Origin of the sequence: Arachnia rubra (genome assembly GCF_019973735.1) — a bacterium.
Lineage (GTDB): Bacteria > Actinomycetota > Actinomycetes > Propionibacteriales > Propionibacteriaceae > Arachnia > Arachnia rubra.
Genome location: NZ_AP024463.1, coordinates 2300065 through 2322465 on the forward strand (window position 1 = coordinate 2300065; position 22401 = coordinate 2322465).

Below are 22401 nucleotides of genomic sequence, written 5' to 3' on the forward strand. Positions count from 1 at the left end.
ACATGTCGTCCAGATATTTTAGGTAGACCTTAATTCCATGGAACTGTTTTGTGAACCCCCTGTAGAGGGAAATGGCCATTCCATACCTTTTCTCACTATCCCTGCTAACCTTCGGAGACGCCGGGGTGCCCCGCAACAAGGGGCTGAGATCAAACTCGTCGAACCTGATGCAGTTCGCACTGACGAAGGGAGCGTTATGAACGTCGCATCTGTCCTCACACAACTCCGCGCCACGACCCCGTTGGTCCATTGCCTGACCAACACCGTCGTGCCGCAGATCACCGCCAATGTCCTGCTGGCTGCCGGAGCGGCCCCCGCGATGATCGACCTTCCGGAGGAGGCCGGGATCTTCGCTGGGGTAGCCTCCGCCGTGCTCATCAATGTGGGCAATGGCTCCTCGGAGCAACATAAGGCCCAGCGGACAGTGGCACTGGCGGCACGGGATGCCGGGACACCCTGGGTACTCGACCCGGTGGCGGTCGGCTCCCTCCCCGTCAGGACCGCACTGGCACGAGAGCTACTGGCCTGCTCCCCCACCGCCATCCGGGGCAACGCCTCCGAGATCCTCGGGCTGGCCGGGACCAGCACTGGAGGACGGGGTGTGGATGCCACCGATCCGGTGGAGGCTGCCGTGGAGGTGGCACAGGAACTGGCCGCCGAGCACGGCACCGTCGTCGCCATCTCCGGCCAGACCGATGTGGTCGTGAGTCCTTCCAGGACCACGCGCATCCACGGCGGCGACCCCCTGCTGCCGCTGGTGATCGGCACGGGTTGCTCGCTCGGCGCAGTGGTCGCGGCCGCCCTCGGCGCCACGCGCGAGCAGCCCTGTCCGCACGACGCCACCGTCGCCGCCCACGCCCTGTTCGCAGCCGCAGGCATCGTGGCTGGCCGGGATGCGAAGGGCCCGGCGAGCTTTGAGGTGGTCTGGCGCGACGCGCTTTACGCGTTGACCCCGGATGAGGTAGCCGGGCTGGCCGCCGTTGAGGAGTCCTGATGACAGTCGACTGGCGGCTCTACTACGTCACCGACCCGAGCCTGGCCGGTGGCCGCGACAAGGTGGCCAGCACCGTCGAGCAGGCCGTCCTGGGAGGGGCGACGGTGGTCCAGTTCCGGGACAAGGAAGCCGACGACCAGGCCTTCCGGCAGGGCGTGCTCGCCTGCCAGAAGGCCATCGAGAGGGCAGTGACCAAAGGCGCAGCCGGCGCGGAGCTGTTCGTCAACGACCGGCTGGAGGTCGCGACCCAGCTGGGGACGCACCTGCACATCGGCCAGTCTGACGGCGATCCGGCGCGAATCCGCGCGCGGCTGGGTCCTGGCCGGTTGCTGGGCATCTCGGTGAGTTCCCGCAGCGAGCTGGAGGCAGTGGTCCTGGGCGGCCACGCGGACGTGATAGGCCTCTCCCCGGTCTGGGACACCAGCACCAAGACCGACACCGCAGCTGCCCTGGAGCTAGAAGGGGTCCGGGAGCTGCTGGCGGCCAAGCCGGCGGAACTGCCGGCAGTGGCCATCGGGGGAATCACCATCGCCAACGCCGCTGAGGTCATCGCCACCGGGGTGGATGGCATCTGCGTGGTGTCGGCCATCGCCGCTGCCGCCTGCCCACGGGAGGCAGCAGCACAACTGAGGGCGCTCTGGGAGGAAGCATGACGCCGAGAACCGCACTGTCCATAGCCGGTTCCGACCCGAGCGGCGGCGCCGGCATCCAGGCCGACTTGAAGACCTTCGCCGCCCTCGGGGTCTACGGAATGGCTGCGATCGCCGGCCTGACTGCGCAGAACACCCAGGGGGTGCGGGCGGCGTCGGCACTCGACCCCGGATTCGTCGTGGCACAGGTGGAGGCGGTCCTCGACGACATCGAGGTGCACGCGACAAAACTCGGGATGCTCACGAACACCGGGATCGCTCAGGCGGTGGCGGAACTGATCTTAAGGCGCCGGGAGGACTTCGGTTTCGTCGTCCTCGACCCTGTGATGGTGGCGACCTCGGGTGACAGGCTATTGACGGACGACGCTATAGCGGTGGTCCGCACCCAGCTGCTGCCGCTGGCTGACCTGGTCACCCCCAATGTCCCGGAGACCGCGGTGCTGACGGGTTCCCCGCCAGCCCGCAGCGCCGAGGAGCTTCTGGCCCAGACTGAATGCCTCGTCGCAGCGGGGGCGCACGCCGTGCTGGCGAAGGGCGGGCATCTGGAGGGTGAGGAGATGACCGACCTGCTAGTCACCGGCAAGGGCGCCACCGCGTTCACCAGCTCGCGGGTGGCAACTCGCAACACCCACGGCACCGGTTGCACGCTGAGCTCGGCCATCGCTGCCAGTGCTGCCCGGGCGGGCACCGCTCCGGGGGACGTCGTCCCGCATCAGGTGGTGTCCGCTGCCCGCGACTTCCTGCACCGCGCCATCGCCGCCGGAGCCGACTGGCAGCTCAGCCGCTCCCCCAAAACCGGGCACGGTCCCGTGAACCACCTGATCAACCTCGCGAGAGAGTCATCATGAGCTGGCACACCCGGGAGTTCGCTTCCAGAGCGTGGGACCATATCGCGCAGATCCGCGACCGCATCGACCACCTGCCGCTGTTGACGGAGCTGGCCGACGGCACCCTGGAACCGCGCCGTTTCGTCGAGTACATCATCCAGGACGACTTCTACCTGCGCGGGTATTCACGCGCCCTGGCTCTGCTGGCCGCCCGGGCCCCGGATCCCAGGGCTCGCGCCTTCTGGGCGAGGAGTGCCGGAGAGGCCGTCGAGGGTGAGACGCTGATGCATGACGCCCTGCTGAACGATCCGCTGCTGGCCACGCCACACGCGAGGACAGCATCCCCCACCACCCGGGGCTACGTGAACTTCATCCAGGCAACGGTCGCCTACGAGCCGTACCCGGCCGGGGTGGCTGCGGTGCTCCCGTGCTACTGGGTCTACGCCCATGTGGGCCTGGGCTTGGCCAAGCGGGCCGCCGCCGTCAAGGAGCATCCTTATGGAAGCTGGGTAGCTGCATACGCCGACCCGGTCTTCCAGGAGACGACGGCGGTCGCAATCGAACTGCTGGACGAGGCGGCGGAGGCCGCCGACGATGCCACACGGGAGGTCATGCTGAGCACCTTCACGGACGCGGCGCGCTACGAGGAGCTGTTCTGGGAACGCAGCTATGCCCTGGAGGCCTGGACTCTATGACTTGATCCGCAAATGCGGATCAGATGAGTACTCTTTGCCGCAGAAGTCATATAGATTATCTTCAACCTCCGCATCTGGTGGATCTTCCAGTCACGCTCTCCAAGGGAATCTCATGGCTTTCCAGAAACTCGGCACCTCCCTATCCGCCCTCGCTCTGGCCGCGCTGCTGGCGCTGTCCGCATGTGGGTCGAACGGCCCCGCCACCTCGTCCTCCGCACCTGGCTCTCCGGCAACGATGGCGTCACAGTCTGGCTCCCCTCGTGTGGTCGATGACGAACTGGGGCAGGTGACGGTACCGGCGGAGTCTAACCGCATCGCGACCACCGCCCCGGCCTACACCACGGCCGTCCTGCTGCTCGGCGGCGCCGACAAGCTCGTCGCCCTGGAGGACAACTATGGGAAGAACGAGTGGATCAAAGGCAAGTACCCGCAACTGGCGAATCTTCCCGTCGTCTTCTCGGGGAACGAGGTCAACATGGAGGAGCTCCTGAAGCAGAGTCCCGACCTGGTGGTCTACGCGAACCGCTATGGGGAGAACAACCTCAGGCAGCTCCAGGACCTAGATATCGCAGCGGTCTCCAGTCCCAAGGGCAGTGACAAGGAGGGAAACAAGATCGACCAGCTGCGGGCCCGGCAGGTCTATCTGGGTGAGGTCATCGGCGGTGTGCAGCTGGACAAGGCCAACAAGTACTCGCAGGAGTATCTGGCGATCAAGTCCGAGATCGAGGCCAAGACGGCGAGCATCCCGGAGTCGGAACGTCCCACGGTCGTGCAGCTCTCCGGCGCGGGCGATTCCCTGCAGGCCAACAACGGCTCCGCCATCGGCCAGGAGCTCATCACCCTCGCGGGCGGCGTCAATGCCGGAGTTGGTGCGACGGGTGAGTCCAAGGGACCGTCTGGCCAGACGAAGATCGACCCGGAGCAGCTCCTCAGCTGGGATCCCGAACTGTTGCTGGTTGACAGCGCCCAGATCAGGGACACCATCACGTCCGATTCAACGTTCTCGGGTCTGAAAGCGGTGAAGAACAACAACATCATCGTCATCCCGAAGGGCGCCATGGCCTGGGCTTACAACGGCCCCGAAGAATACCTCAACATGTACTTCTTCGCCAAGGCAGTTCACCCAGAGCTGTTCAAGGACATCGACATGGAGGCCAAGACGAAGGCCTTCTACAAGGAATACTTCGGCTTCGATCTGGATGAGGCCGACCTCAAGCATCTTTTCGGCCTCTCTGATGGGCAGAGCGTCGAGGACGTCTTCAGCTTCCACCGAAGCTGATCCAGCGATGACCACGCTGAGCGGGCGGAGACCCCGGTGAAGTCCCGGGACCACCGCCCGGCCCCCTTCTGGCTCGTCTTCGCTCTCGCACTGGCAGCGCTGACCGCTATCGTCGCCGTCTCCTTCCTGGTGGGCCGCTATGCGATCGACCCTTGGGAGGCCGTGCGCATCATGGCCTCAAGGTTTCTCGCCGTGGAGCACACCTGGCGGGAGCTTGACGCCAAGGTGGTCTGGGAGGTGCGCTGGCCCAGGACCCTGATGGCGGTGCTGGTCGGGGCGGCGCTGGCCAATCTCCTGTCCGGGGCCTTCTCCCCGCTGGTGCCCAGCCTCGCCTTCGGCATGGGTATCCTGGGTGTTCTCCTCGCCTACGCGCTGGCGAGGGTGAAGGGCATGACCCCGACGATCATGCTGGTGCTGTCGGGGGTAGTCGTCAGTTCGATCTTCAACGCCGGGGTCTCGATCATGAAGTATCTGGCGGATCCCGAGGATGACCTGCCCGCTATCACCTTCTGGCTGATGGGTTCCCTGTCCGGGATGCGGTGGGAGAACCTGGCCTTCGCCGCCCCCATCATCGTGGTGGGGCTGGCGGTGCTCATGGTGATCACCTGGCAGCTGAACCTACTGACGATGGGGGACGCTGAGGCGCGGTCACTGGGCGCCAACGCACAACGGACCCGGCTGATCGCCATCGTCTGCGCGACGGCGATGACCGCGACTGCGGTGTCACAGAGCGGTGCGATCGGCTGGGTGGGCCTGGTGATCCCCCACATGGCGCGTATCCTCGTCGGCCCTGACCACCGGAAACTGGTGCCGATTGCGGCCGTGCTGGGCGCGGCGTTCCTGCTGACCATCGACAGCCTGACCCGCACCGTGTCGGAGTCCTCTCTGCCCCTGTCGATCCCCACCGCACTGGTGGGGGCGCCGTTCTTCGCGATACTCCTGCGGCGTTCCAAAGGGGTGTGGACCCGATGAACCCGGTGCTGCGCGTCACAGACGTCGAGTTCGGCTACCACCCAGGCAAGCCCGTCCTGCGAGACATCAGCTTCGAGGTCTCGCCCGGTGAGGTGTTCATCATCCTGGGAGCCAATGGCTGTGGGAAGTCAACGCTGATGCGCACCATCCTGGGCGAGTGCAAACCCACCTCGGGACGCATCACAGTCGGTGGCGATGACGTGACGTCGCTGGGAGTAAAGCAGCTGGCGCAGCGGATGGCCATGGTTTTCCAGGACCACTCCGCGCCATTCCCGTTCACGGTCTTGGACGTGGTCAAGATGGGACGCACCCCGCACCTGCCGCCTTTCGCCTCCCCCACCAAGAAGGACAACGTCATCTGCCTGGAGGCATTGGAGACAGTGGGGCTCAAGGACTTGGCTTTCGAGCCGTACACGCAGCTCTCCGGCGGCGAGCGGCAGCTGGTCCTGATCGCCCGCGCCCTGGCCCAGCGTACCGGCGTGGTGTTGATGGACGAGCCGACCAGCCACCTCGACTACCGGAACGCGACCACTGTGATCTCCACCGCGCACACCCTTGCCCACGAGCAGGACAAGGCCGTCGTGATGATCACGCACCTGCCGGATCAGGCGTTCTATTATCCATCGCGCGTCGCACTGATGAGGAACGGCCGGTTCTTCGCCTCAGGCCCGAGCGAGGCCGTGCTGACCAGCGAAAACCTCAGCAAGGTCTATGGCATGGACATGCTGGTCCTGACCGCCTCCGACGAGAATGGCAGACGATACCTGACCTGCCGGCCCGCCCTCAGCGATCCTCACGGCATGTGAAAGCAACGTGCCCCGGTCCCTCAGGGACCGGGGCACAGGTCGTCCGATGTGGATCAGTCTTCGCGCTGCTTCAGCACCGCCTTGGCCGCGGCGAACCGGGCGATGGGCACGCGGTACGGGGAGCAGGAGACATAGTTCAACCCGACGGACTGGAAGAACTCCACCGAGTCGGGGTCGCCGCCGTGCTCACCGCAGACACCTGTCTTAAGGTTCGGTTTGACGGCCCGTCCTTTGGCGACGCCGATCTCAACCAGCTGGCCCACACCGTTCACGTCGATGGACTCGAACGGGTTGCGTTCCAGCACCTTGCTCGTGACGTACTGGGTGAGGAAGCCGTTCTCCGCGTCGTCCCGGCTGATGCCGATCCCCGTCTGGGTGAGGTCGTTGGTGCCGAAGCTGAAGAAGTCCGCATGCTCCGCGATCTGGTCCGCGACCAGGGCAGCGCGCGGCAGCTCGATCATCGTGCCGACGGTCACCTCCAGCTGTTTGCCCGCCGCCTCCAGCTCCTCAGCGACGGTGCGCTCCACGATCTCGCGTTGCACCTGGAGTTCCCTGGCCAGGGCGACGAGGGGGATCATGATCTCCACGCCGACGGTCTGGCCCTCACGTTCCAGCACCGCGAGGGCGGCACGGATGATGGCGCGGGTCTGCATGGCGGGGATTTCGGGGTACAGCATCGCCAGGCGGCAGCCACGGGTGCCGAGCATCGGGTTGAGTTCGTGCAGCCGTTTGACCTGGGCGAGGGTGGCGCGTGCCGCTTCCAGCTCCGAGGGGTCCCCGCCTGTCAATTCGAGGCGCTGCACCAGCAGCGACTGCTCCACGAGGTTCGGCAGGAACTCGTGGAGTGGCGGGTCGAGGAGCCGTACCGTCACGGGCAGGCCCTTCATGGCGGTGAAGATCGATTCGAAGTCGGCCTGCTGCATCGGCAGGATCTCATCGAGAGCGTCTGCGCGGGCCTCCGGCGTTTCAGCGAGGATCATCCGCCGCACCGCAGGCAGGCGGTCGGCAGCCATAAACATGTGTTCGGTGCGGCACAGGCCGATGCCCTCCGCACCCAGTTCACGGGCTTTGGATGCGTCCTCGAAGTTGTCGGCGTTGGCGCGGACCCCGAGTTCCCGGACCTCATCAGCCCAGGTGACCACACGCTGGAAGTCCTCGTTGATACGCGGCGGGATCAGCTCGATGGCCTGGCCGAAAACGTCACCGGTGGAGCCGTCGAGGGTGATGACCTCGCCCTCCCGGATCACCCTGTCCCCGACGGTGAGGGTGCGCCCCTTCGCATCAATGTGGATGCCGGAGGCGCCCGCGACGCAGGGTTTGCCCATGCCACGTGCCACCACAGCCGCGTGGGAGGTCATACCGCCATGGGCTGTGAGCACTCCCTGGGCGACGATGACCCCATGGATGTCGTCGGGTGTGGTCTCGTAGCGCACCAGCACGACCGGCTCGCCACGCCCGCCGCGTTCGGCGGCGGTGTCGGCGTCAAAGACCACCTCGCCGACAGCGGCCCCCGGGGACGCGGGCAGGCCCTTGGCGATGGGCTTCTCGCTGTGGGAGGGATCGATGGCGGGATGCAGCAGCTGGTCCAGCTGCGCTGGCTCGATCCGCAGCAACGCCTCCTCTTTGGTGATGACCCCCTCGTCCACCAGGTCGGAGGCCACCTTCAGCGCTGCCGCGGCGGTGCGTTTGCCGTTCCGGGTCTGCAGCAGGAACAGCTTGCCGTTCTCGACGGTGAACTCCATGTCCTGCATGTCACGGTAGTGGGCCTCCATCTTGCGCATGGTGGAGACGAGTTCCTCATAGGCTTCAGGCAGCACCTCGTTCATCTCCGCAAGCGGCCGCGGGGTGCGGATGCCGGCCACCACATCCTCGCCCTGGGCGTTGACGAGGAACTCGCCATAGAGTTCCTTCGCGCCGGTCGAGGGGTTCCGGGTGAAGCACACGCCGGTGGCGGAGTCGTCGCCACGGTTCCCGAAGACCATCTGCATGACATTGACAGCCGTGCCCAGGTCGGAGGGGATGTTGTTCGCGCGGCGGTACACCTCAGCCCGGGGGTTCTGCCAGGAACGGAACACGGCGTTCACGGCCCGGTGCAGCTGCTCGACAGGATCGGATGTCCATTCACCACCCAGGTGATCGTTGCTGATCTCCTTGAAGGTGCCGACGAGCTCCTTGAGGTCATCAGGGCCAAGATCGGTGTCGAGTTCGACGCCACGCTTGCGTTTCAACTCGGTCAGGGCGTCCTCGTAGGCGTATGCCGGGACGCCCTCGACTACTTCGCCGTACATCTGGATGAAACGCCGGTAGCAGTCCCAGGCAAAACGCTCATTGCCGGACTCCTCGGCGATGGCCGCCACCGAATCATCGGAGACACCAAGATTGAGGATGGTGTCCATCATCCCGGGCATGGAGAACACAGCACCGGAGCGGACCGAGACCAGCAGGGGTTTCTCCGACCCGCCGAGCTTGCATCCTGTGCGTTCTTCCAGCCTGGCCAGGCCGGCGTTGATCTCGCCGGCCAGTCCATCCGGCCACTCACCGCCCCGCTTCATGGTCTCCACGCACGCCGTGGTGGTGACGGTGAAGGCGTCGGGGACAGGAACCCCGACGCGGGCCATCTCAGCGACGCCCGCCCCCTTTCCCCCGAGCAGGTTCCGCATGCTCGCGTCACCTTCCGAGAGGTCGTAGATGTAGCGCTTCTCGCTCATTCGCGTTTATCTCCCTTGATTGTTGCGACAGATCTGCCTAGTCATCCTCCACCTTAGCGGCATTTGACGACAACCCCCCAAAATGCGCAGGGTTACTCTCCCAGAGATGCACTTGGGATGTCTGGGCACACGGGTAGTCTCGACCCATGCTGAAGCCATTGTCTGGAGTCGCTGGCATGGTGGTCATCATGTCCCTGGCTGCCTGTACCTCAGGAACCAAGGCTGAGCCTGAGGACCCTGGCTCTGGGGCGACTCCCTCGTCCGGGATATCGCAGCTCGTGAGCCCAGCTCCGGCCTCCACGTCCTCTTCCTATGTGGTCGTCTCGGAGCCACCGACAGAGCAGATGGATGCCATCCGCGCGGATCTGGAGGCCCGTGGCGTGGCCGGCTCTGAGCTGACGCTGGTCGAAGCCCGCAAAATCACCTGGAACAACGGCGCTCTCGGATGTCCCCAGCCTGGAGCGCAATACACACAGGCCCTGGTGGACGGCTGGTGGATCCTGGTGAAGGTGGGCGATACGACCTACGACTACCGCTTCGGCGACAGCTCCTCCCCTATGCTGTGTGAGAACGGCGGGACGTTCGAGTTCATCGCAGACAGCTGATCCCCCGTGGCAGGCGCCAAGCACACCGGGCAACCGGGAGCCGCAGGCGATGAAAACAAAGATTAAATAAAATTTGAGGGGTGGTCCCGCCGGCCGGCGGGACCACCCCTGTTGATTTTCGATTCTCCCTTCCCAGCGCAGAGCCCTGGGACAGGCCTTGCGCAGGACGGTCTCGCTTACCTGTCTAGCCCCGGATTATCCGGCGTGACCGGATCCGTCGGGTCGGTCTGGGACGGGCTGCCGGTCGGCTCTCCCGGACTCGCTGATGACGAGGGCTCTGGGGAAGTCGGCGTAACGGTGGGCTCGCTGCTGGGCGAGGGGGAAGAACCCCCATCGCCAGAGAGAGAACCGGTGACTGCCTCAGTGGTTCCTTGGCCATTGTCGAACACCACTGCCATCCACCCCAGGGAGCCCTGTTCCTCATAGGCCGTCTTGTTGTATGACGTGTCCACGTCCTGGGACCCGCCGGGAGCGACTTGGAAGACCTGTCCGTCATTGAAGGGCCGGTTGCTGGGGTCGTAGAAACCGTGCTGGTCAGTACGGTCCCTCACGTCACTGCCGTGCATGAGGTTGCTGGTGTCAGCCCAGTATTCGATCTTGCCGTTCACACCGATCTCAGAGGCTTTGACCATGAGGATCACCGTGCTGGAGTCAGTGGGTGCAATGGTGCGGAACTGGGCCCGCTTGATGCGATTCCTGGCCAGGTCGCAGATGAAGACCTCGGGAATTCCGTTGTAATTCTTTCCCGTCACCTTGCCGGAATCCAGGCTGACCAGGCTGTAGTCGGCCTTGCCATCGCCATTGTTGTCGATGGAGACCTCATATCTGTTGCTGGCTGCGTTCGAATGACGAGTGTGGCTGTTGATCGCGAAGGCCAGATGCTTCTCTCCCGAGATATCGCCGCTCTGCACACCCACGTTTGCGATGTCAACGCCAGCATCGTCTGTGGATTCATCTGCCAGGAGATCGTCCTGGGGATCGGTGATACCCCAGTTGAACAGCATGCCTTTGGCCTCGTAGGTGCCGTCCTGGTTCTGGAAGCTGATCTTGGAGGCATCTGAAGTCTGCCCGGTCACGTTGGTGGTGGAACGGGGAACCATCAGGTAGGGAACATTCAAGGACCTGTCGCCAGAGGTGAACTCGACATTGCCGGAGGCCTCCTGGTACCGCAGCGACTTGTCGTTCTCCTGATAGCTGCTGGGGATCTCAGAGGCCTTGAGTGTGAGGTTCACCTCTACCTCAGCGGTACCGCCCGCGGGGATGGTGACCTGATCTGTATTCAGGCTGACCTGAGCAGGCAGGCTGCCGTCGGCTGCCTTGACCGACCCGCTGAAGGTCGCCTCCGAGTCTCCCTTGTTGACCAGGGTGATCGTGCGGGTCTCCTGGAAGGTGTCGTTCGACTCATGATACCCGAAGCTGAGGACGGGGTCGCGCACCACCTTGTCGTCGATGTCGGTTGAGTCACCAAACGCCAGGACCTGGGCGGACGTAGCCTCAGTGGGATCGATGAGCCCCCCGCCACGGGTTGGGCTGTACCCGCTGACCTTGCCGGGATCGGCCGTTGAGACGAGCGCGCTGGAGATCTCCTGGGCATTCCAGCCTGGATGGGCCTGGACGGCGAGAGCGGCGACGCCAGCGACCTGAGGCGTGGCCATGGATGTGCCAGATCGGGGCTTAGCATCATTGCCTGAACCGACCGCAGCCGAGGAGATGTTCACACCAGGGGCGGCAACACCTGGGCGCAGCCCTGAGTCACCACTGCGAGGACCCGCTGAGCTGAAGGTCCCGTACCCCCCGTCCCTGGAGGGATCAGTGGCGGCCACAGAGATGACACCAGCTCCGACACCGGGCTCGCTCGTGATGTAGGGCTGCTCACCGGAGTTACCGGATGCGGCGACCACAACCACCCCCGAGGCGACGGCATTGGCCGCGGCAATCGCTCCAGGGTCGGTTGCCTTGCCGAAGGCCGCGCCGATCGACAGGTTGATGACGTCCATCTTGTTCTTCACAGCCCAGTCAATGGCCTCCGGGATGAAGGTCGTATATCCCGTGCATCCGAAGACCCGTGCGGCGTAGAGATCGGCCTTGGGGGCGACGCCCGGACCCACCTTGAACTGGTTCTCGTGGGTCTTCTGGTCGTAGGAGCCCGAATACGCCTGGCCGTCAGCGAGGACGCCGCCTCCCCCGAGCGTGGCGGCGACGTGGGTTCCGTGTCCCTGCTTCGTGCAGTCGAGGGGGTTGTTGTCGGGCTTCGGCTGGTTCTTGCCGTTGTAGTCGTCACCGACGAAATCGACGCCACCCTTGACGTGCGGCGCATCGGGTCCATACCAAGCTGGGTTGGGTTTGTCCTGAGCGTCTGCTGCCGCCTGCTCCTGGTAGGCGTCCGCAGTGCCGGGGCCGCCAAAGGTCGCGTGGGTGTAGTCGATGCCACTGTCGATGACGGCGACCTTGACGCCCTCTCCGGTGTAGCCAGTGGATCCGCCGGATCCCTCCCATATCTTCGGGACGCCGAGGGAGGGCACACTGGCAGTGTTGCTGCGCTCGTACACGGGGATGGAGTGCACGGCCTTCACCCCGGGCACGGACCTAAGCGATTCCAGCTCGTTGTTGTCGATGGTCACGCGCATCCCATTGAAGGCGGACTGCATCTGCCCCTCGACCTGTCCACCCTTGGCCTCAATGGCCTTGGCAACCTGTCCCTGGTCACTCTCCAGTTTGCTTTCTATGTCCTTCTCCTGGGCCTCGCTGAGCGATCCCTCGGTCTTTGCCTCCGTCACGGCGACGGGGTCACCCTGGAGTTCCACCATGACGGTGCTCTTGCTCTGGGACTCGAAGAACTCCTGTGCGGCGTCAGGACTGATCTCCCCATCAGGAGCCGGAACGGCAAGACCGCCTATGCCGCTCTCGCCTCCCGTCTCGTCCGCGGTGGCCACTGACACCGGAAGGACGAGTGTTAGGACACCCGCCGTGGCTAGTAGTTTCTTACTTCGCAAGGTTCTGCCTTTCCTTGTGCGAGGGACCCGAACGGGTCCAAGACGGCTGCCGTCTCTTCCTCCCATCTCGGTATCTCCGGTCCGAATGGGAAAACAGCGCCGAATCGCACACTAGTCTTCGCACGGCCCACCACCAACCCCTGTATATGAGCCACATCCCGGCTATTCCCCCAGGACCAGCTCATACTCCTACATAACCCCTTGCCAGAAGCAGGATTCACGCGAAGACGAATGGTTCCTGAGAGCCAGGAAACACCTTAATAAGATTTAAAAATCAAAAGTTTTTAAATCAAATAGGTGGGGTCTTCCAGAGAGCTCTCTGGAAGACCCCACTTATTGGGAAAGGTCAGCCTGCGGTGGCGGCAACCCGTCGTCGCATCCCCTCCGCGTACTGCGCGGCCTCGAGACCGGCGACAAGGTGCCACACCCCGTCCCCGACCTTCACCGCGGCGGTCAGTCCAGCCCGTTTCAAGGCATCGACGTCAACCTTGGAATCATCGGCAACCTCGACCCGTACCCGGGTCTCGGCTATGGGCTCGACGGAACGCACGTTCTCCTCCCCACCGAGCGCCGTGACCCACTGCTTGGCCTGATTGGTCTCGACGTCGCCGACCACGATCACACGCGGCTCGGGGGCTGCCGCATCCTCAGGTTCACCGGCCCGGCGGGCGGCGGCCTTCTGCTCTGGCGTGCGGTAGTCGAAGAGGAGCACCAGGGCGAAGCTCAGGAAGAACGCCGCGGCAATGGCGATGACGTAGAGGAACGTGGGCGAGAAGATCGGTATGGTCAGCAGCGAGGAGAAGACGAACCCGCCGGCCTTGAGCCCGCCACCGAAGCCGATGATGATTCCGCCCAGGGCGCAACCGGCCAGCATCCTCGGATAGATCTTCTTGAACCGCAGGTGGATGCCGTACAGGGCCGGCTCCGAGATACCACCGAGCAGGCCTGCGACCAGCGCGCCGGTGGCGGTCTGGCTCATTTGCTTGTCCCGGTCGCGGACAGCCAGGACCAGCACGCCCGCAGCGGCCCCGAAGCAGGCGAAGTTCCAGGCGCCCATGGGACCCTCGATGTAGTCATACCCAAGCTGGTTGATGTTCAGGATCATGATCGCATTGATGGGCCAGTGCAGTCCCAACGGCACCATGAACGGATAGGCCAGTGGGACGAGAATCGCGAACACGAACGGTGAGAAGCCGTTGATGGCCTGCAGGGCACCCGCCAGCCAGGCGCCGGCGAAGACCCCGATGGGACCGATGAGGAAAGCCGTCAGCGGAAGCATGATGAGCATCGCGAAGAACGGCACGAAAATCAGCTGCAGGGAGTCGGGGATGATCTTTCTTAACAGCTTGTAGAGCGGGCCGAGTAGGCCCGCCATGAGCAGCGGCGGGAACACCTGGGAGCTGTAATCGAAGATCGTCAGCGGGACGCCGAAGATATTGACGAGGGTGACCTCGCTCCCGGCGATGACGGCCTTGTATGCACTCGGGTCGCTCTTGAGATTCGCAAATGCCGGCAGCATCACCAGCGCCATAACCGCGAAGCCGACCCAGGGATCGGCGCCGACCTTCTTCGTGGCGTTGTAGGCCACCATCAGGGGTAGGAAGACGAAGACCGACTGCCACATCAGGTTGATGAATGCCCAGTCGGGCGGCAGGGTCACGTCCGGCAAGTTCCAGTTCTCGATCACGCCCAGCGTGACCATCAGCGACATAAAGGTGATGAATAGCGAGGCGCCGAGCAGAGCTCCCAAGATGGGGCGGAAAGAGTCCGAGAGAAACTCGAAGAACGAGTCCACCCAGGCGAACTTGCCACGGACACCACCCGCGCGAGCTGCTGCCTTGATCTCTTCATCGCTAGGCTGGCCGACATTCGCCATTTCCGGCAGGGCATTGATGTCGTTGTAGGCGTTCTGGACGGCACCACCCATAATGACCTGGAACCGGTTGCCGGCCTGTGGCACCGCACCCATGACGCCCTTGATCGACTCCACCTCCTCGACTTTCACACCGGAGGAGTCGATCAGCTGGAAACGTAGCCTGGTGGCGCAGTGCGTCAGACTCTGGATGTTGCCCGGGCCGCCAACGGCCTTGACGATCTCTTGCGCAGTGGACATGACGATCTCCTCACGCCTCGTCCAGCGGGACGAGGGCACGTACTTCAGCGGGGGTGGCACAGACGACCGCCCGGTCAGCAAGCTCCTTGCAACGCTCGCGTGAATACGCACGCACAGCCGCCTTGACCGAGGGGATCGCGGGAATGGAACAACTCAGCTCATCGACTCCGAGGCCGACGAGGATCGGCACCGCCTGCGGGTCGGAGGCGACGCCACCACACACGCCCAGCCACTTGCCGCGCTCATGGAGGGCCTCGGCGGCCTGTCCGATGAGAGCCAGCACAGCTGGGTTGCACGGATCGACCTGGCTGGCCAGCTTGGGGTGGCCGCGGTCCATGGCGAGGGTGTAGCTGGTGAGGTCATTGGTGCCGACGCTGAAGAAGTCGCACCCATCCTCGGCCGCGAACTGCCTGGCCATGACCGCGACGGAGGGCACCTCCATCATGATGCCCACGCTGACCCGGTCCCACGCAGGCACTTTGGAACGTTCCTCATCGAAGATCTGCTTCGCCCGGCGCCAGTCGTCGATGGTGGCGATCATGGGGAACATCACGTGCAGCTTGGCCCCAGCATCCGCGGAGGCCAGGATCGCCCGGATCTGGGTGCGGAGTACCTCGGGCTGCTCCAGGCCGACCCTGACGCCCCGGATCCCGAGGAAGGGATTCTCCTCGGCCGGGATGGGCAGGTAGGCCAGTGGCTTGTCCCCACCGACATCCAGAGTCCGGATCACCAGCGGCTGCTCGGGCTTGAGGGCCTTGGCGCAGTCGGTGTAGATCTGCGCCTGCTCCGACTCGCTGGGAGCGGTGGAGCGTCCCATGAACACGAACTCGCTGCGTAGCAGGCCGACGCCTTCCGCGCCCTTGCCCATGGCAGCAACCGCATCGTCCACTCCCCCGATGTTGGCCACCACCGCCACCCGATGGCCGTCGGTGGTGACGGCAGGCTCATCCTTGGCGGCCTCCTCGACCGCCTTGCGCTCCGCCATGCGCGCCTGCCGCTCCCGCAGCCGGGCGACCTCCTCGTCCGTGACGCCCATGCGCAGGGTGCCCTTCGACCCATCGAGGACCACCAGGGTGTCGTCGGCGATGTCGAGGGCCCGCGCCTCGATTCCTGCTACCGCGGGGAGGTCGAGGGACCGTGCGATGATCGCCACGTGTGAGGAGGCCCCGCCACCCGTGGTGGCGAAACCGACCACGCGGCTGCGATCCAGTTGCGCGGTGTCGGAGGGAGTGAGCTCCTCGGCAATCAGGATGGTGTTCTCCGGCAGTTCCGCCTTCTCGGAACGCTGGCCGGTGAGCTCCTCAAGCACCCGCTGCCCGACGTCGCGCACATCGTTGGCGCGCCCGGCGAGCACCTCGTTCTTCAGGCCGGCCAGTTGGTCGGCGAAGGCGTTGAAGGCGCCACGCCAGGCGAACGCGGCGGACTTGCCCTTGTCGATGGCCGAGGCAGCCAAGTCGAGAAGCTCGGGATCACCCAGGATCTCCTGGTGGGCGGCGAAGATCGCGGCCTTCTCCTCGGAGGACTCGTCCGCCATCCGCTTCTGCAGGGCAGACAGGTCGAGCAAGGCCCGGTCGATGGCGGAGTTCAGCTTGCGCCGCTCCTTGTGACGGTCCTCGGCGAACTCCTCCACCACGATGTCCTCATGGTGGAGCTGAACCACACGCCCGATGCCGAGCCCCGGAGAGGCTGAGGCGCCGAGCAGCAGATTCCAGTCCCCCGACCGCGGGCCGGCAGCCTCCGCGACTGGCTCCGTGATGGTGGGCATGGGGGTGGTGTCCTCGGTGCTGACCACGCCACCGCTGGGCAGGGTTGGGCAATCCTCCCCAAGACCCTCGCGGATACCCTGGGATATGGCTTCCACGGCCTCGTTGGCATCTGCTCCATGCGCGGTGACGACGACCTTCTCACCGCAGGCCACCGCGAGGCTCATGATCGCGACAATGGACTTCGCGTTCGCGGAGTCGTCGCCCCGGCGCAGCTGGATATCGGAGTGGTACTTCTTGGCCAACGCGACGAGGGTTGCGGTTGGGCGGGCGTGCAGGCCCGTTGGGTTCGGCACGATCAGGGCCTCCGAGACGGCGTCCACAGCGGCCCCCGACTCCTGATCGCCCTCCTCACGTGCTTTGAGCTCCGCCACGGCGGCCTCGTCGATTCCGGCGTTCACCAGACCCGTGACCGGGGTGATCCCGGAGATCAGCTCGGTATTGGTAATGACCACCTGCGTGAGGAGCGACTTGGCATTGCGCCCCACGTCGTCGAGGTCAAAGTCGATGAGTAGATCTCCGGCACCAACCTGCTGCCCCTCTGCGACATGCGCCCGGAAGCCCTCACCGCCCAGGCGGACGGTGTCCAAGCCTATATGCATCAGGATTTCAAGGCCTTCGGCACTGCGTATGGTGACAGCGTGGCGAGACGGTTGAAGGTCCACCACCTCCCCGCTGACTGGCGACGTCAGCCGGCCCTCAAGGGGATCGATGGAGAACCCGTCCCCCACCATTTTCCTCGCAAAGACTGGGTCCGGCACGTCTCCTAAAGGCACCATGACGCCTGTCAGGGGCGCCCTGAGACTTACCCGCGCGGTCGACTCTGCACTCACAACGGCACTTCCTTTCCGGAGGGAGGGGCATGACCGGATTCACGCCTGCTCCCCGTGCTTCCAGCAGCCTAGTTGGCATCCGCGGGTTGGGGAACACCTTCGCAACCATTTCCTTTCTGACGCGGGATTACTCCTCTCGTTGCGGCCGTTACCGAATCGGAAGGTTAATTTTTGGTTAACTGCCCTTCGGCGGACACAGATGTGGGTTAATTTCAGGCCACGCGGAAGACATGGAAAGTCCTCGACCCGGCAGAAGAGCCGCAACGGGACGAACCAACCCTGTCCTTCCGCCAAGACGAAGGGACAATGAAGTGACCGAACCCTCCGCAATACCGCCCGAGGGAGTCCAGTTGCGTGCGCGTCGAAGCCCGCGGCTGATCGCGCTGGGGGTATTGCTCATCGTGCTGGGGGCGCTTGGGGCCGCCGCCTTGTACACGACGGCGACCAGGCACCGGCAGGCCGTCGCCATGGCGAATGACGTGGTCCGTGGCCAGGAGATCCGCCTGACCGACCTGACCATCCGCGAGGTGCCGGGCGATTATGAAGCCGGGATAGACCCGGATGAGCTGGAGAGCCTGGTGGGACAGCGGGTTCTCACCGATCTGCCCGCGGGCAGTTTCCCGGCCCGGCGGCATCTGGGAGACCGGCAGTTCCCAGCAGGCAATGTCGTCGTCGGGCTGAAACTGGGTCCCGGCAGGATGCCTAGCACGACCCTGGTGCCGGGGCAGAGGATCCAGCTGATCAACCTCGCAGAGAGTGCGGCGGTCGCCGAGGCCCAGGTCGCCACCCTGCCTAAAAAACTGGACGATGGCGTCACATGGCTGCTGGATGTCAGCGTCTCTGGTGAGCGTGCCGCCCAGGTCGCAGCCCTCATCGCCGCAGACCAGCTGGCCCTCATCGCCCTCCAGGAGCCGTGATGTCGGTCATCGTCCTGACCGGTGGGCCGGGTGCCCCCGGGATTACCACGACCGCTCTTGGGCTCACGCTCCAATGGCCTGGCGATGTGATGCTCTCCGACTGCGACCGCGACCCGGCGCAGGCCATCCCGGCAGGCTATCTGCGGGGGCTTGACCTGGGAGGCAGAGGCCTGGCCACCCTGGCCCGGCTGCACCGCGAGGCCCGGGATTTCAGCCCGGACCTGCTCGGCCAGACTGTGCCCCTCACCGAGAACGACAGCTCCGCACGCCGCTTCCTCCCAGGGTTTGCCCAGCCGGGCGCAGTCCGGCTATTCGACCACATCTGGCCAGAGCTGGCTGAGGCCTTCGAGACCCTGGACGCCAAGGGAATGGATGTCATCGTCGACGCCGGGCGGCTCGGCCGCGAGGGCCTGCCGGTCGCGCTCCTGGAGGTGGCGGACGCGATCGGCTTCGTGCTGCAGAGCAATCTGAAGTCCCTGGCCGCGTCGCGGCTGTATCTGCCGCTGCTGGTGGAACAGGTGAACAGCCTCACCGCGGACCGTCCCCTGGGGCTGTTGATCACCGGCCCGGACCGTCCTTATTCGGCACGCGAAATCACTGCCCAGTTCAGCGTCAGCTGCTGGGCACAGATTCCATGGGCACCGCACCCAGCCGGGGTCCTGAGCCATGGCCTGACGCCCCCTCGCCGGTTCCGCAGCTCGCCGCTGCTGAGCTCCTACCGGGCCACTGCCCTGAACCTCACCCAGCAATTGGAGCGGGACAAAGGACTCAGACGCAAGCTGCTGCTGGGAGAAGGTGCGCCATGACCAGCGATGCTTCCAAGCCACTCAGCCTGTCGGGGGCGTTCGCAGCCCTGGCCACCTCTGATTGGCATCCGTCGGCAGCACCTCGTCACCGGTTCTTGGATGAAGACCTGCCGCCCAGCCCCGACATCGACTGGCAGCTTGTGGTCTCGCTGCGCAGGCAGGCAGCCGAGCAGATCGGGCAGGCGAGCGAGCAGTGGCTCACGGAACACGGCACCGTGATGCCTGAGGACGACCGGAAGGCGAGAGGCAGGGCCATCATCCGTGGGGTCGTGCACGCCCATGCCGAACGCCTCAGCAGCGAGGGGGCAGCGCTGTGGCCCATGGAGCTGGAAAGCAGCTACGCCGAGGCAGTGACGCAGGCGATCTTTGGGTATGGGAGGCTCAGCCCGGTCCTCAGCATTCCGGAAGCTGAGAATATCGAGATCACTGGCTGGGACTCGGTGATGATCCAGTACGGCGACGGGCGCAGGGAGGAGCACCCGCCTGTGGCCGACTCCGACGAGGAGCTGATCGAGGCGGTGCGGTTCCTGGGTGAGACGGCGAATCCGCCACGTCCCTTTGATGACGCCCACCCGACGATGACCGTGGCACTCGGAAGCCGGTTCCGCCTGCACGCCATCGGGTTCGGGCTGAGTCATCGTCCCTCCGTCATCATCCGGCAGCACACACTGACCTCCGTGAACCTGAGGGAGCTGACCGACACGGGCATGCTGCCGGTGCCGCTGGCCCGCCTGCTCGCACAGGCGGTGCTGGCCCGCAAGTCGATCGTGATCTCCGGTGACCAGGGCGCGGGGAAGACCACCCTGCTACGTGCCTTGATCGCGGAGATCCCTCCGACAGAGCGTTTCGGGACCCTGGAAACCGACTACGAGCTGCTGACCCACCTACAGCCTGGACGCCGTAACATGCTGGCGCTCCAGGCGAAGATGGGGCTCGGAGAGCAGCAGGGCGACCGGCATATCGGGGAGTGGAGTGTGGCCGATCTCATCCCTGAGGCGCTGCGCCAGAACCTGTCCCGGCTGGTCGTGGGCGAGGTCCGGGGCGCCGAGGCAGGCGCCATGTTCGAGGCGATGCAGGCGGGCGCCGGCACTCTGTCCACCACCCATTCGCATTCCGCCACCTCGACCATCGACCGGCTGGCGGCCCGCGTCGCCCTGGGCGGGGTCCTGACCGTCGAGGAGGCGATGCGGCAGATCGCCCACAACATCAACTTCATCATCCATGTGACGTTGCAGGACGACACCTGGCGCGGTGGGACCCGGCGACGTTTCGTCAGTGAGGTGCGACAGCTCACGGGGGTCATCGAGAACAACCGCCCCACCACCCATCTCGTGTACCGGGCTGGCCCGTCTCCGCTGTTCCAGCCGGAGGCGGGAATGTCAGCGGAGCTGGCTGCCTTCCAGGAGACGTCATGGGAGCGCTGATCGCCGCTGGGAGCGGAGCCCTCGCCGTCGCAGGGGTGATCCTGCTGTTGACGGGCCTGCGGCGCCGGGTGCAACCCTCCGCCGCAGGGGAACCGTTGTCTGCCCGGCTGGCAAATCGCTGGCGGATGATCACACCACGTGGCCGCGTCTGGATTGGAGCCTCGCTGACGGCTGGCGTCGTGACCGGCGTCAGTACCGGCTGGCTGGCAGCCCTGGTCCTGATCCCGGCTGTGCTGCTCGGCGTCCCCTACCTGCTGAGTGAGCCCGCCAACCCGGAGGTGGACAAGCTGGCGGCTCTGGACCGGTGGCTGCGTTTCCTTGGACCCTCCATAGCCACAGGAAAATCCATCCGGGACGCCATCATCACCACCCGCAGCCAGGTGCCCAAAGCCCTGACAAGGCCAGTCGCCCGGGTGGTGGCCCGGCTTGACCTGGGCTGGACCACGAGTGACGCCCTGATCACGATGGCCGATGAGCTCAAGTCCGCGGATGCCGACGGTGTGTTGGCTGCGCTGGCAATAGCCTCCTCCCGGGGCGGGGTCGGGGCCCGCCCGATGCTCGCAGCGCTAGCCGAGAACACCCAGATGCGGTTGCGGGCGCTACGCGAGATCGCCTCAGAACGCGCCAAACCCCGCGCTGTGGTGCGCCAGGTGGTGGTCATCACACTCGCGATTCTCGCCGGGGTGTGGCTGTTGTCCCCCGGATACTTCGCCCCCTATACGACACCCATCGGACAACTCCTGGCCCTGCTGCTGGTGGGGCTGTACGTGGGGGCGCTCCTGATGCTGCGGCGACGCACCCTGCCGAAACTGGGTGCACGTTTCCTGAGGGGAGGAAACTGATGGGACTCATGGGTTCCCTGATGCTGGCGGGGATGGTGATAGGCGCCGGGGTCCTGCTGATCGTCATCGGCACGTTGCGCTCACCTGTGCGACTGGCCGATGCCCTGGCGGTCCTGGATGGCACAACCCCCACACCACGAGAGGAAAAACCTGAAAGGCATGGGCTTGAAGCGGTCGGCAGCTGGTTGCAGTCCACATTGCATCTCCCAGTAAGCCGGAGACAGCAGCGGCTTCTTCTGCTGTCGGGACGGAGCGTCGCTGACTTCTTCGCGGAGAAGCTGGTGCTGCTGATAGCGGGAATGCTGGCTCCGGTGGTCTGGCTCGTCATGCAGGTTCTCCTGGGAAGCCCGGCCACTCCCATGCCCCTCATTCTGAGCCCACTGCTTGGAGTGGGAGGCTACTTCCTGACGGATCTGAGACTTTCCAAAGCCTCCCGGCACGTGCGCAGGAGCACCGCCGAATCTGTCCATACCTTCTTCGACCTGGTGGCGCTGGAGCGACTGGCGAATGCGTCCGCCACCCAGGCGGTCACCCAGGCTGCGACGATCTCGGATGCGCCGCTGTTCCGCCGCATGGCGGCAGGCCTGGAGAGATGCCGCCTGGAGCAGACCACGCCCTGGCGTGAACTACACAGCATCGCTGACGAGTGGGATCTGCCGGAGCTGGGCGATTTCGCCGACATCATGCGCCTGGAGGAACAGGGCGCGGCTTTGGCGGAGACCCTGCAGGCCAGGGTTCGGGAGTTGCGGGAAGCCCATCTCTCGCAGCAGCGAACCAGGGCGCAGGAGGACACCGAGGCCCTGACGATATGGATGACCCTGCCAGCGCTGATCCTGGGCCTGACGTTCATCATCCCGCCGTTGTTCATTCTCGTGGGTCGTTGAGGACCCGGGATGAACAGGTCCTGTGGAAAACGGATATTCCAGCTCACAACCAACCAAAATGACGATAGATAGGGAAGAAGGAAGCATGTCCCCGATACTGATCCTCCTAGAACAGCAGCTGAACCGATTGATCCTTCCCCGCCGGGACGAGCGTGGGCTGTCGCAGTCCACGGAGAATGCCATTCTGCTGGCTGGAGCGGTGACCATAGCCCTGATTGTGATCACGGTGATCACGAAATTCGTGGAGGCCAAACTCCCCAAATGAGGGTGCCATGACCACAACACCCGGA

The 22401-nt window shown here is 64.9% G+C and carries 18 protein-coding genes and 1 riboswitch; of the genes, 14 read left to right on the forward strand and 4 right to left on the reverse strand.

All coding sequences use genetic code 11. The features are described from left to right. The first annotated feature begins 111 nt into the window (after window positions 1-111). A riboswitch (TPP riboswitch) is annotated at window positions 112-208 on the forward strand. The 7 genes from thiM to SK1NUM_RS10550 all read left to right on the forward strand — a co-directional run bounded on the left by thiM (window position 197) and on the right by SK1NUM_RS10550 (window position 6223). Next, window positions 197-994 carry a hydroxyethylthiazole kinase gene (gene thiM, locus SK1NUM_RS10520; RefSeq protein WP_212321791.1) on the forward strand — a complete coding sequence of 266 codons (798 nt, stop codon included), beginning with the start codon at window positions 197-199 and terminating at the stop codon, window positions 992-994. (Overlaps the previous riboswitch by 12 nt.) After that, the gene (thiE, locus tag SK1NUM_RS10525) at window positions 994-1647 is read left to right on the forward strand and encodes a thiamine phosphate synthase (protein WP_212321792.1); all 654 of its coding nucleotides are present in this window, start codon (window positions 994-996) and stop codon (window positions 1645-1647) included. The genes thiM and thiE overlap by 1 nt, the downstream gene beginning before the upstream one ends. Next, window positions 1644-2492 carry a bifunctional hydroxymethylpyrimidine kinase/phosphomethylpyrimidine kinase gene (gene thiD, locus SK1NUM_RS10530; RefSeq protein WP_212321794.1) on the forward strand — a complete coding sequence of 283 codons (849 nt, stop codon included), beginning with the start codon at window positions 1644-1646 and terminating at the stop codon, window positions 2490-2492. Before thiE ends, thiD begins: the two co-directional genes overlap by 4 nt. Next, window positions 2489-3166 (forward strand): TenA family protein, encoded by a 678-nt coding sequence (locus tag SK1NUM_RS10535; protein ID WP_212321796.1) that lies wholly within the window; start codon window positions 2489-2491, stop codon window positions 3164-3166. Before thiD ends, SK1NUM_RS10535 begins: the two co-directional genes overlap by 4 nt. Window positions 3167-3278: 112 nt before the next feature. After that, window positions 3279-4445, forward strand: a complete 1167-nt coding sequence (locus tag SK1NUM_RS10540) for an ABC transporter substrate-binding protein (protein WP_212321797.1) — start codon at window positions 3279-3281, stop codon at window positions 4443-4445. Between the two features lie 36 nt (window positions 4446-4481). Then, window positions 4482-5417 carry a FecCD family ABC transporter permease gene (locus SK1NUM_RS10545; RefSeq protein ID WP_212321798.1) on the forward strand — a complete coding sequence of 312 codons (936 nt, stop codon included), beginning with the start codon at window positions 4482-4484 and terminating at the stop codon, window positions 5415-5417. Next, complete coding sequence (locus tag SK1NUM_RS10550) at window positions 5414-6223, forward strand: ABC transporter ATP-binding protein (protein ID WP_212321799.1); 810 nt, start codon at window positions 5414-5416, stop codon at window positions 6221-6223. Before SK1NUM_RS10545 ends, SK1NUM_RS10550 begins: the two co-directional genes overlap by 4 nt. Window positions 6224-6276: 53 nt before the next feature. Here SK1NUM_RS10550 and ppdK read toward each other — a convergent pair whose 3' ends face one another. Further along, on the reverse strand, window positions 6277-8931 hold the full coding sequence (gene ppdK / locus SK1NUM_RS10555) for a pyruvate, phosphate dikinase (protein WP_212321801.1): 2655 nt from the start codon (window positions 8929-8931) through the stop codon (window positions 6277-6279). Between the two features lie 146 nt (window positions 8932-9077). Between ppdK and SK1NUM_RS10560 the strand changes: the two genes are divergently transcribed. Then, window positions 9078-9536 (forward strand): hypothetical protein, encoded by a 459-nt coding sequence (locus SK1NUM_RS10560; RefSeq protein ID WP_212321803.1) that lies wholly within the window; start codon window positions 9078-9080, stop codon window positions 9534-9536. Window positions 9537-9712: 176 nt separating this feature from the next. Here SK1NUM_RS10560 and SK1NUM_RS10565 read toward each other — a convergent pair whose 3' ends face one another. The 3 genes from SK1NUM_RS10565 to ptsP form a co-directional block, all read right to left on the reverse strand. After that, on the reverse strand, window positions 9713-12475 hold the full coding sequence (locus SK1NUM_RS10565; RefSeq protein ID WP_223927514.1) for a S8 family peptidase: 2763 nt from the start codon (window positions 12473-12475) through the stop codon (window positions 9713-9715). A gap of 400 nt (window positions 12476-12875) precedes the next feature. Further along, entirely contained in the window at window positions 12876-14642 is a 1767-nt protein-coding gene (locus SK1NUM_RS10570) for a PTS transporter subunit EIIC (protein WP_212321807.1), read from the reverse strand. A 10-nt stretch (window positions 14643-14652) separates the two neighbouring features. After that, window positions 14653-17238 carry a phosphoenolpyruvate--protein phosphotransferase gene (gene ptsP / locus SK1NUM_RS10575; RefSeq protein WP_212321809.1) on the reverse strand — a complete coding sequence of 862 codons (2586 nt, stop codon included), beginning with the start codon at window positions 17236-17238 and terminating at the stop codon, window positions 14653-14655. A 311-nt stretch (window positions 17239-17549) separates the two neighbouring features. Between ptsP and SK1NUM_RS10580 the strand changes: the two genes are divergently transcribed. The 6 genes from SK1NUM_RS10580 to SK1NUM_RS10605 all read left to right on the forward strand — a co-directional run bounded on the left by SK1NUM_RS10580 (window position 17550) and on the right by SK1NUM_RS10605 (window position 22376). Continuing rightward, window positions 17550-18155, forward strand: coding sequence for an SAF domain-containing protein (locus SK1NUM_RS10580; RefSeq protein ID WP_212321810.1), 606 nt, complete (start codon window positions 17550-17552; stop codon window positions 18153-18155). Beyond that, window positions 18155-18961: a hypothetical protein gene (locus SK1NUM_RS10585; RefSeq protein ID WP_212321812.1), complete on the forward strand. Its 807-nt coding sequence runs from the start codon at window positions 18155-18157 to the stop codon at window positions 18959-18961. The genes SK1NUM_RS10580 and SK1NUM_RS10585 overlap by 1 nt, the downstream gene beginning before the upstream one ends. Then, window positions 18958-20385 (forward strand): CpaF family protein, encoded by a 1428-nt coding sequence (locus tag SK1NUM_RS10590; RefSeq protein WP_212321813.1) that lies wholly within the window; start codon window positions 18958-18960, stop codon window positions 20383-20385. Before SK1NUM_RS10585 ends, SK1NUM_RS10590 begins: the two co-directional genes overlap by 4 nt. Next, on the forward strand, window positions 20373-21227 hold the full coding sequence (locus SK1NUM_RS10595; RefSeq protein ID WP_212321814.1) for a type II secretion system F family protein: 855 nt from the start codon (window positions 20373-20375) through the stop codon (window positions 21225-21227). Before SK1NUM_RS10590 ends, SK1NUM_RS10595 begins: the two co-directional genes overlap by 13 nt. Beyond that, window positions 21227-22111, forward strand: coding sequence for a magnesium transporter CorA family protein (locus tag SK1NUM_RS10600; RefSeq protein ID WP_212321815.1), 885 nt, complete (start codon window positions 21227-21229; stop codon window positions 22109-22111). The genes SK1NUM_RS10595 and SK1NUM_RS10600 overlap by 1 nt, the downstream gene beginning before the upstream one ends. Before the next feature lie 85 nt (window positions 22112-22196). Continuing rightward, window positions 22197-22376: a hypothetical protein gene (locus SK1NUM_RS10605; RefSeq protein ID WP_223927516.1), complete on the forward strand. Its 180-nt coding sequence runs from the start codon at window positions 22197-22199 to the stop codon at window positions 22374-22376. Window positions 22377-22401: the final 25 nt, after the last annotated feature.

Bases quoted from the DNA above. Each gene is read 5' to 3' on its own strand.
- SK1NUM_RS10550 (WP_212321799.1), top strand. From the start codon at position 5,414: ATGAACCCGGTGCTGCGCGTCACAGACGTCGAGTTCGGCTACCACCCA.
- SK1NUM_RS10595 (WP_212321814.1), top strand. From the start codon at position 20,373: ATGGGAGCGCTGATCGCCGCTGGGAGCGGAGCCCTCGCCGTCGCAGGG.
- thiE (WP_212321792.1), top strand. From the start codon at position 994: ATGACAGTCGACTGGCGGCTCTACTACGTCACCGACCCGAGCCTGGCC.
- SK1NUM_RS10535 (WP_212321796.1), top strand. From the start codon at position 2,489: ATGAGCTGGCACACCCGGGAGTTCGCTTCCAGAGCGTGGGACCATATC.
- SK1NUM_RS10605 (WP_223927516.1), top strand. From the start codon at position 22,197: ATGTCCCCGATACTGATCCTCCTAGAACAGCAGCTGAACCGATTGATC.
- thiD (WP_212321794.1), top strand. From the start codon at position 1,644: ATGACGCCGAGAACCGCACTGTCCATAGCCGGTTCCGACCCGAGCGGC.
- SK1NUM_RS10600 (WP_212321815.1), top strand. From the start codon at position 21,227: ATGGGACTCATGGGTTCCCTGATGCTGGCGGGGATGGTGATAGGCGCC.
- SK1NUM_RS10570 (WP_212321807.1), bottom strand. From the start codon at position 14,642: ATGTCCACTGCGCAAGAGATCGTCAAGGCCGTTGGCGGCCCGGGCAAC.
- SK1NUM_RS10560 (WP_212321803.1), top strand. From the start codon at position 9,078: ATGCTGAAGCCATTGTCTGGAGTCGCTGGCATGGTGGTCATCATGTCC.
- SK1NUM_RS10590 (WP_212321813.1), top strand. From the start codon at position 18,958: ATGACCAGCGATGCTTCCAAGCCACTCAGCCTGTCGGGGGCGTTCGCA.
- ppdK (WP_212321801.1), bottom strand. From the start codon at position 8,931: ATGAGCGAGAAGCGCTACATCTACGACCTCTCGGAAGGTGACGCGAGC.
- thiM (WP_212321791.1), top strand. From the start codon at position 197: ATGAACGTCGCATCTGTCCTCACACAACTCCGCGCCACGACCCCGTTG.
- SK1NUM_RS10585 (WP_212321812.1), top strand. From the start codon at position 18,155: ATGTCGGTCATCGTCCTGACCGGTGGGCCGGGTGCCCCCGGGATTACC.
- SK1NUM_RS10540 (WP_212321797.1), top strand. From the start codon at position 3,279: ATGGCTTTCCAGAAACTCGGCACCTCCCTATCCGCCCTCGCTCTGGCC.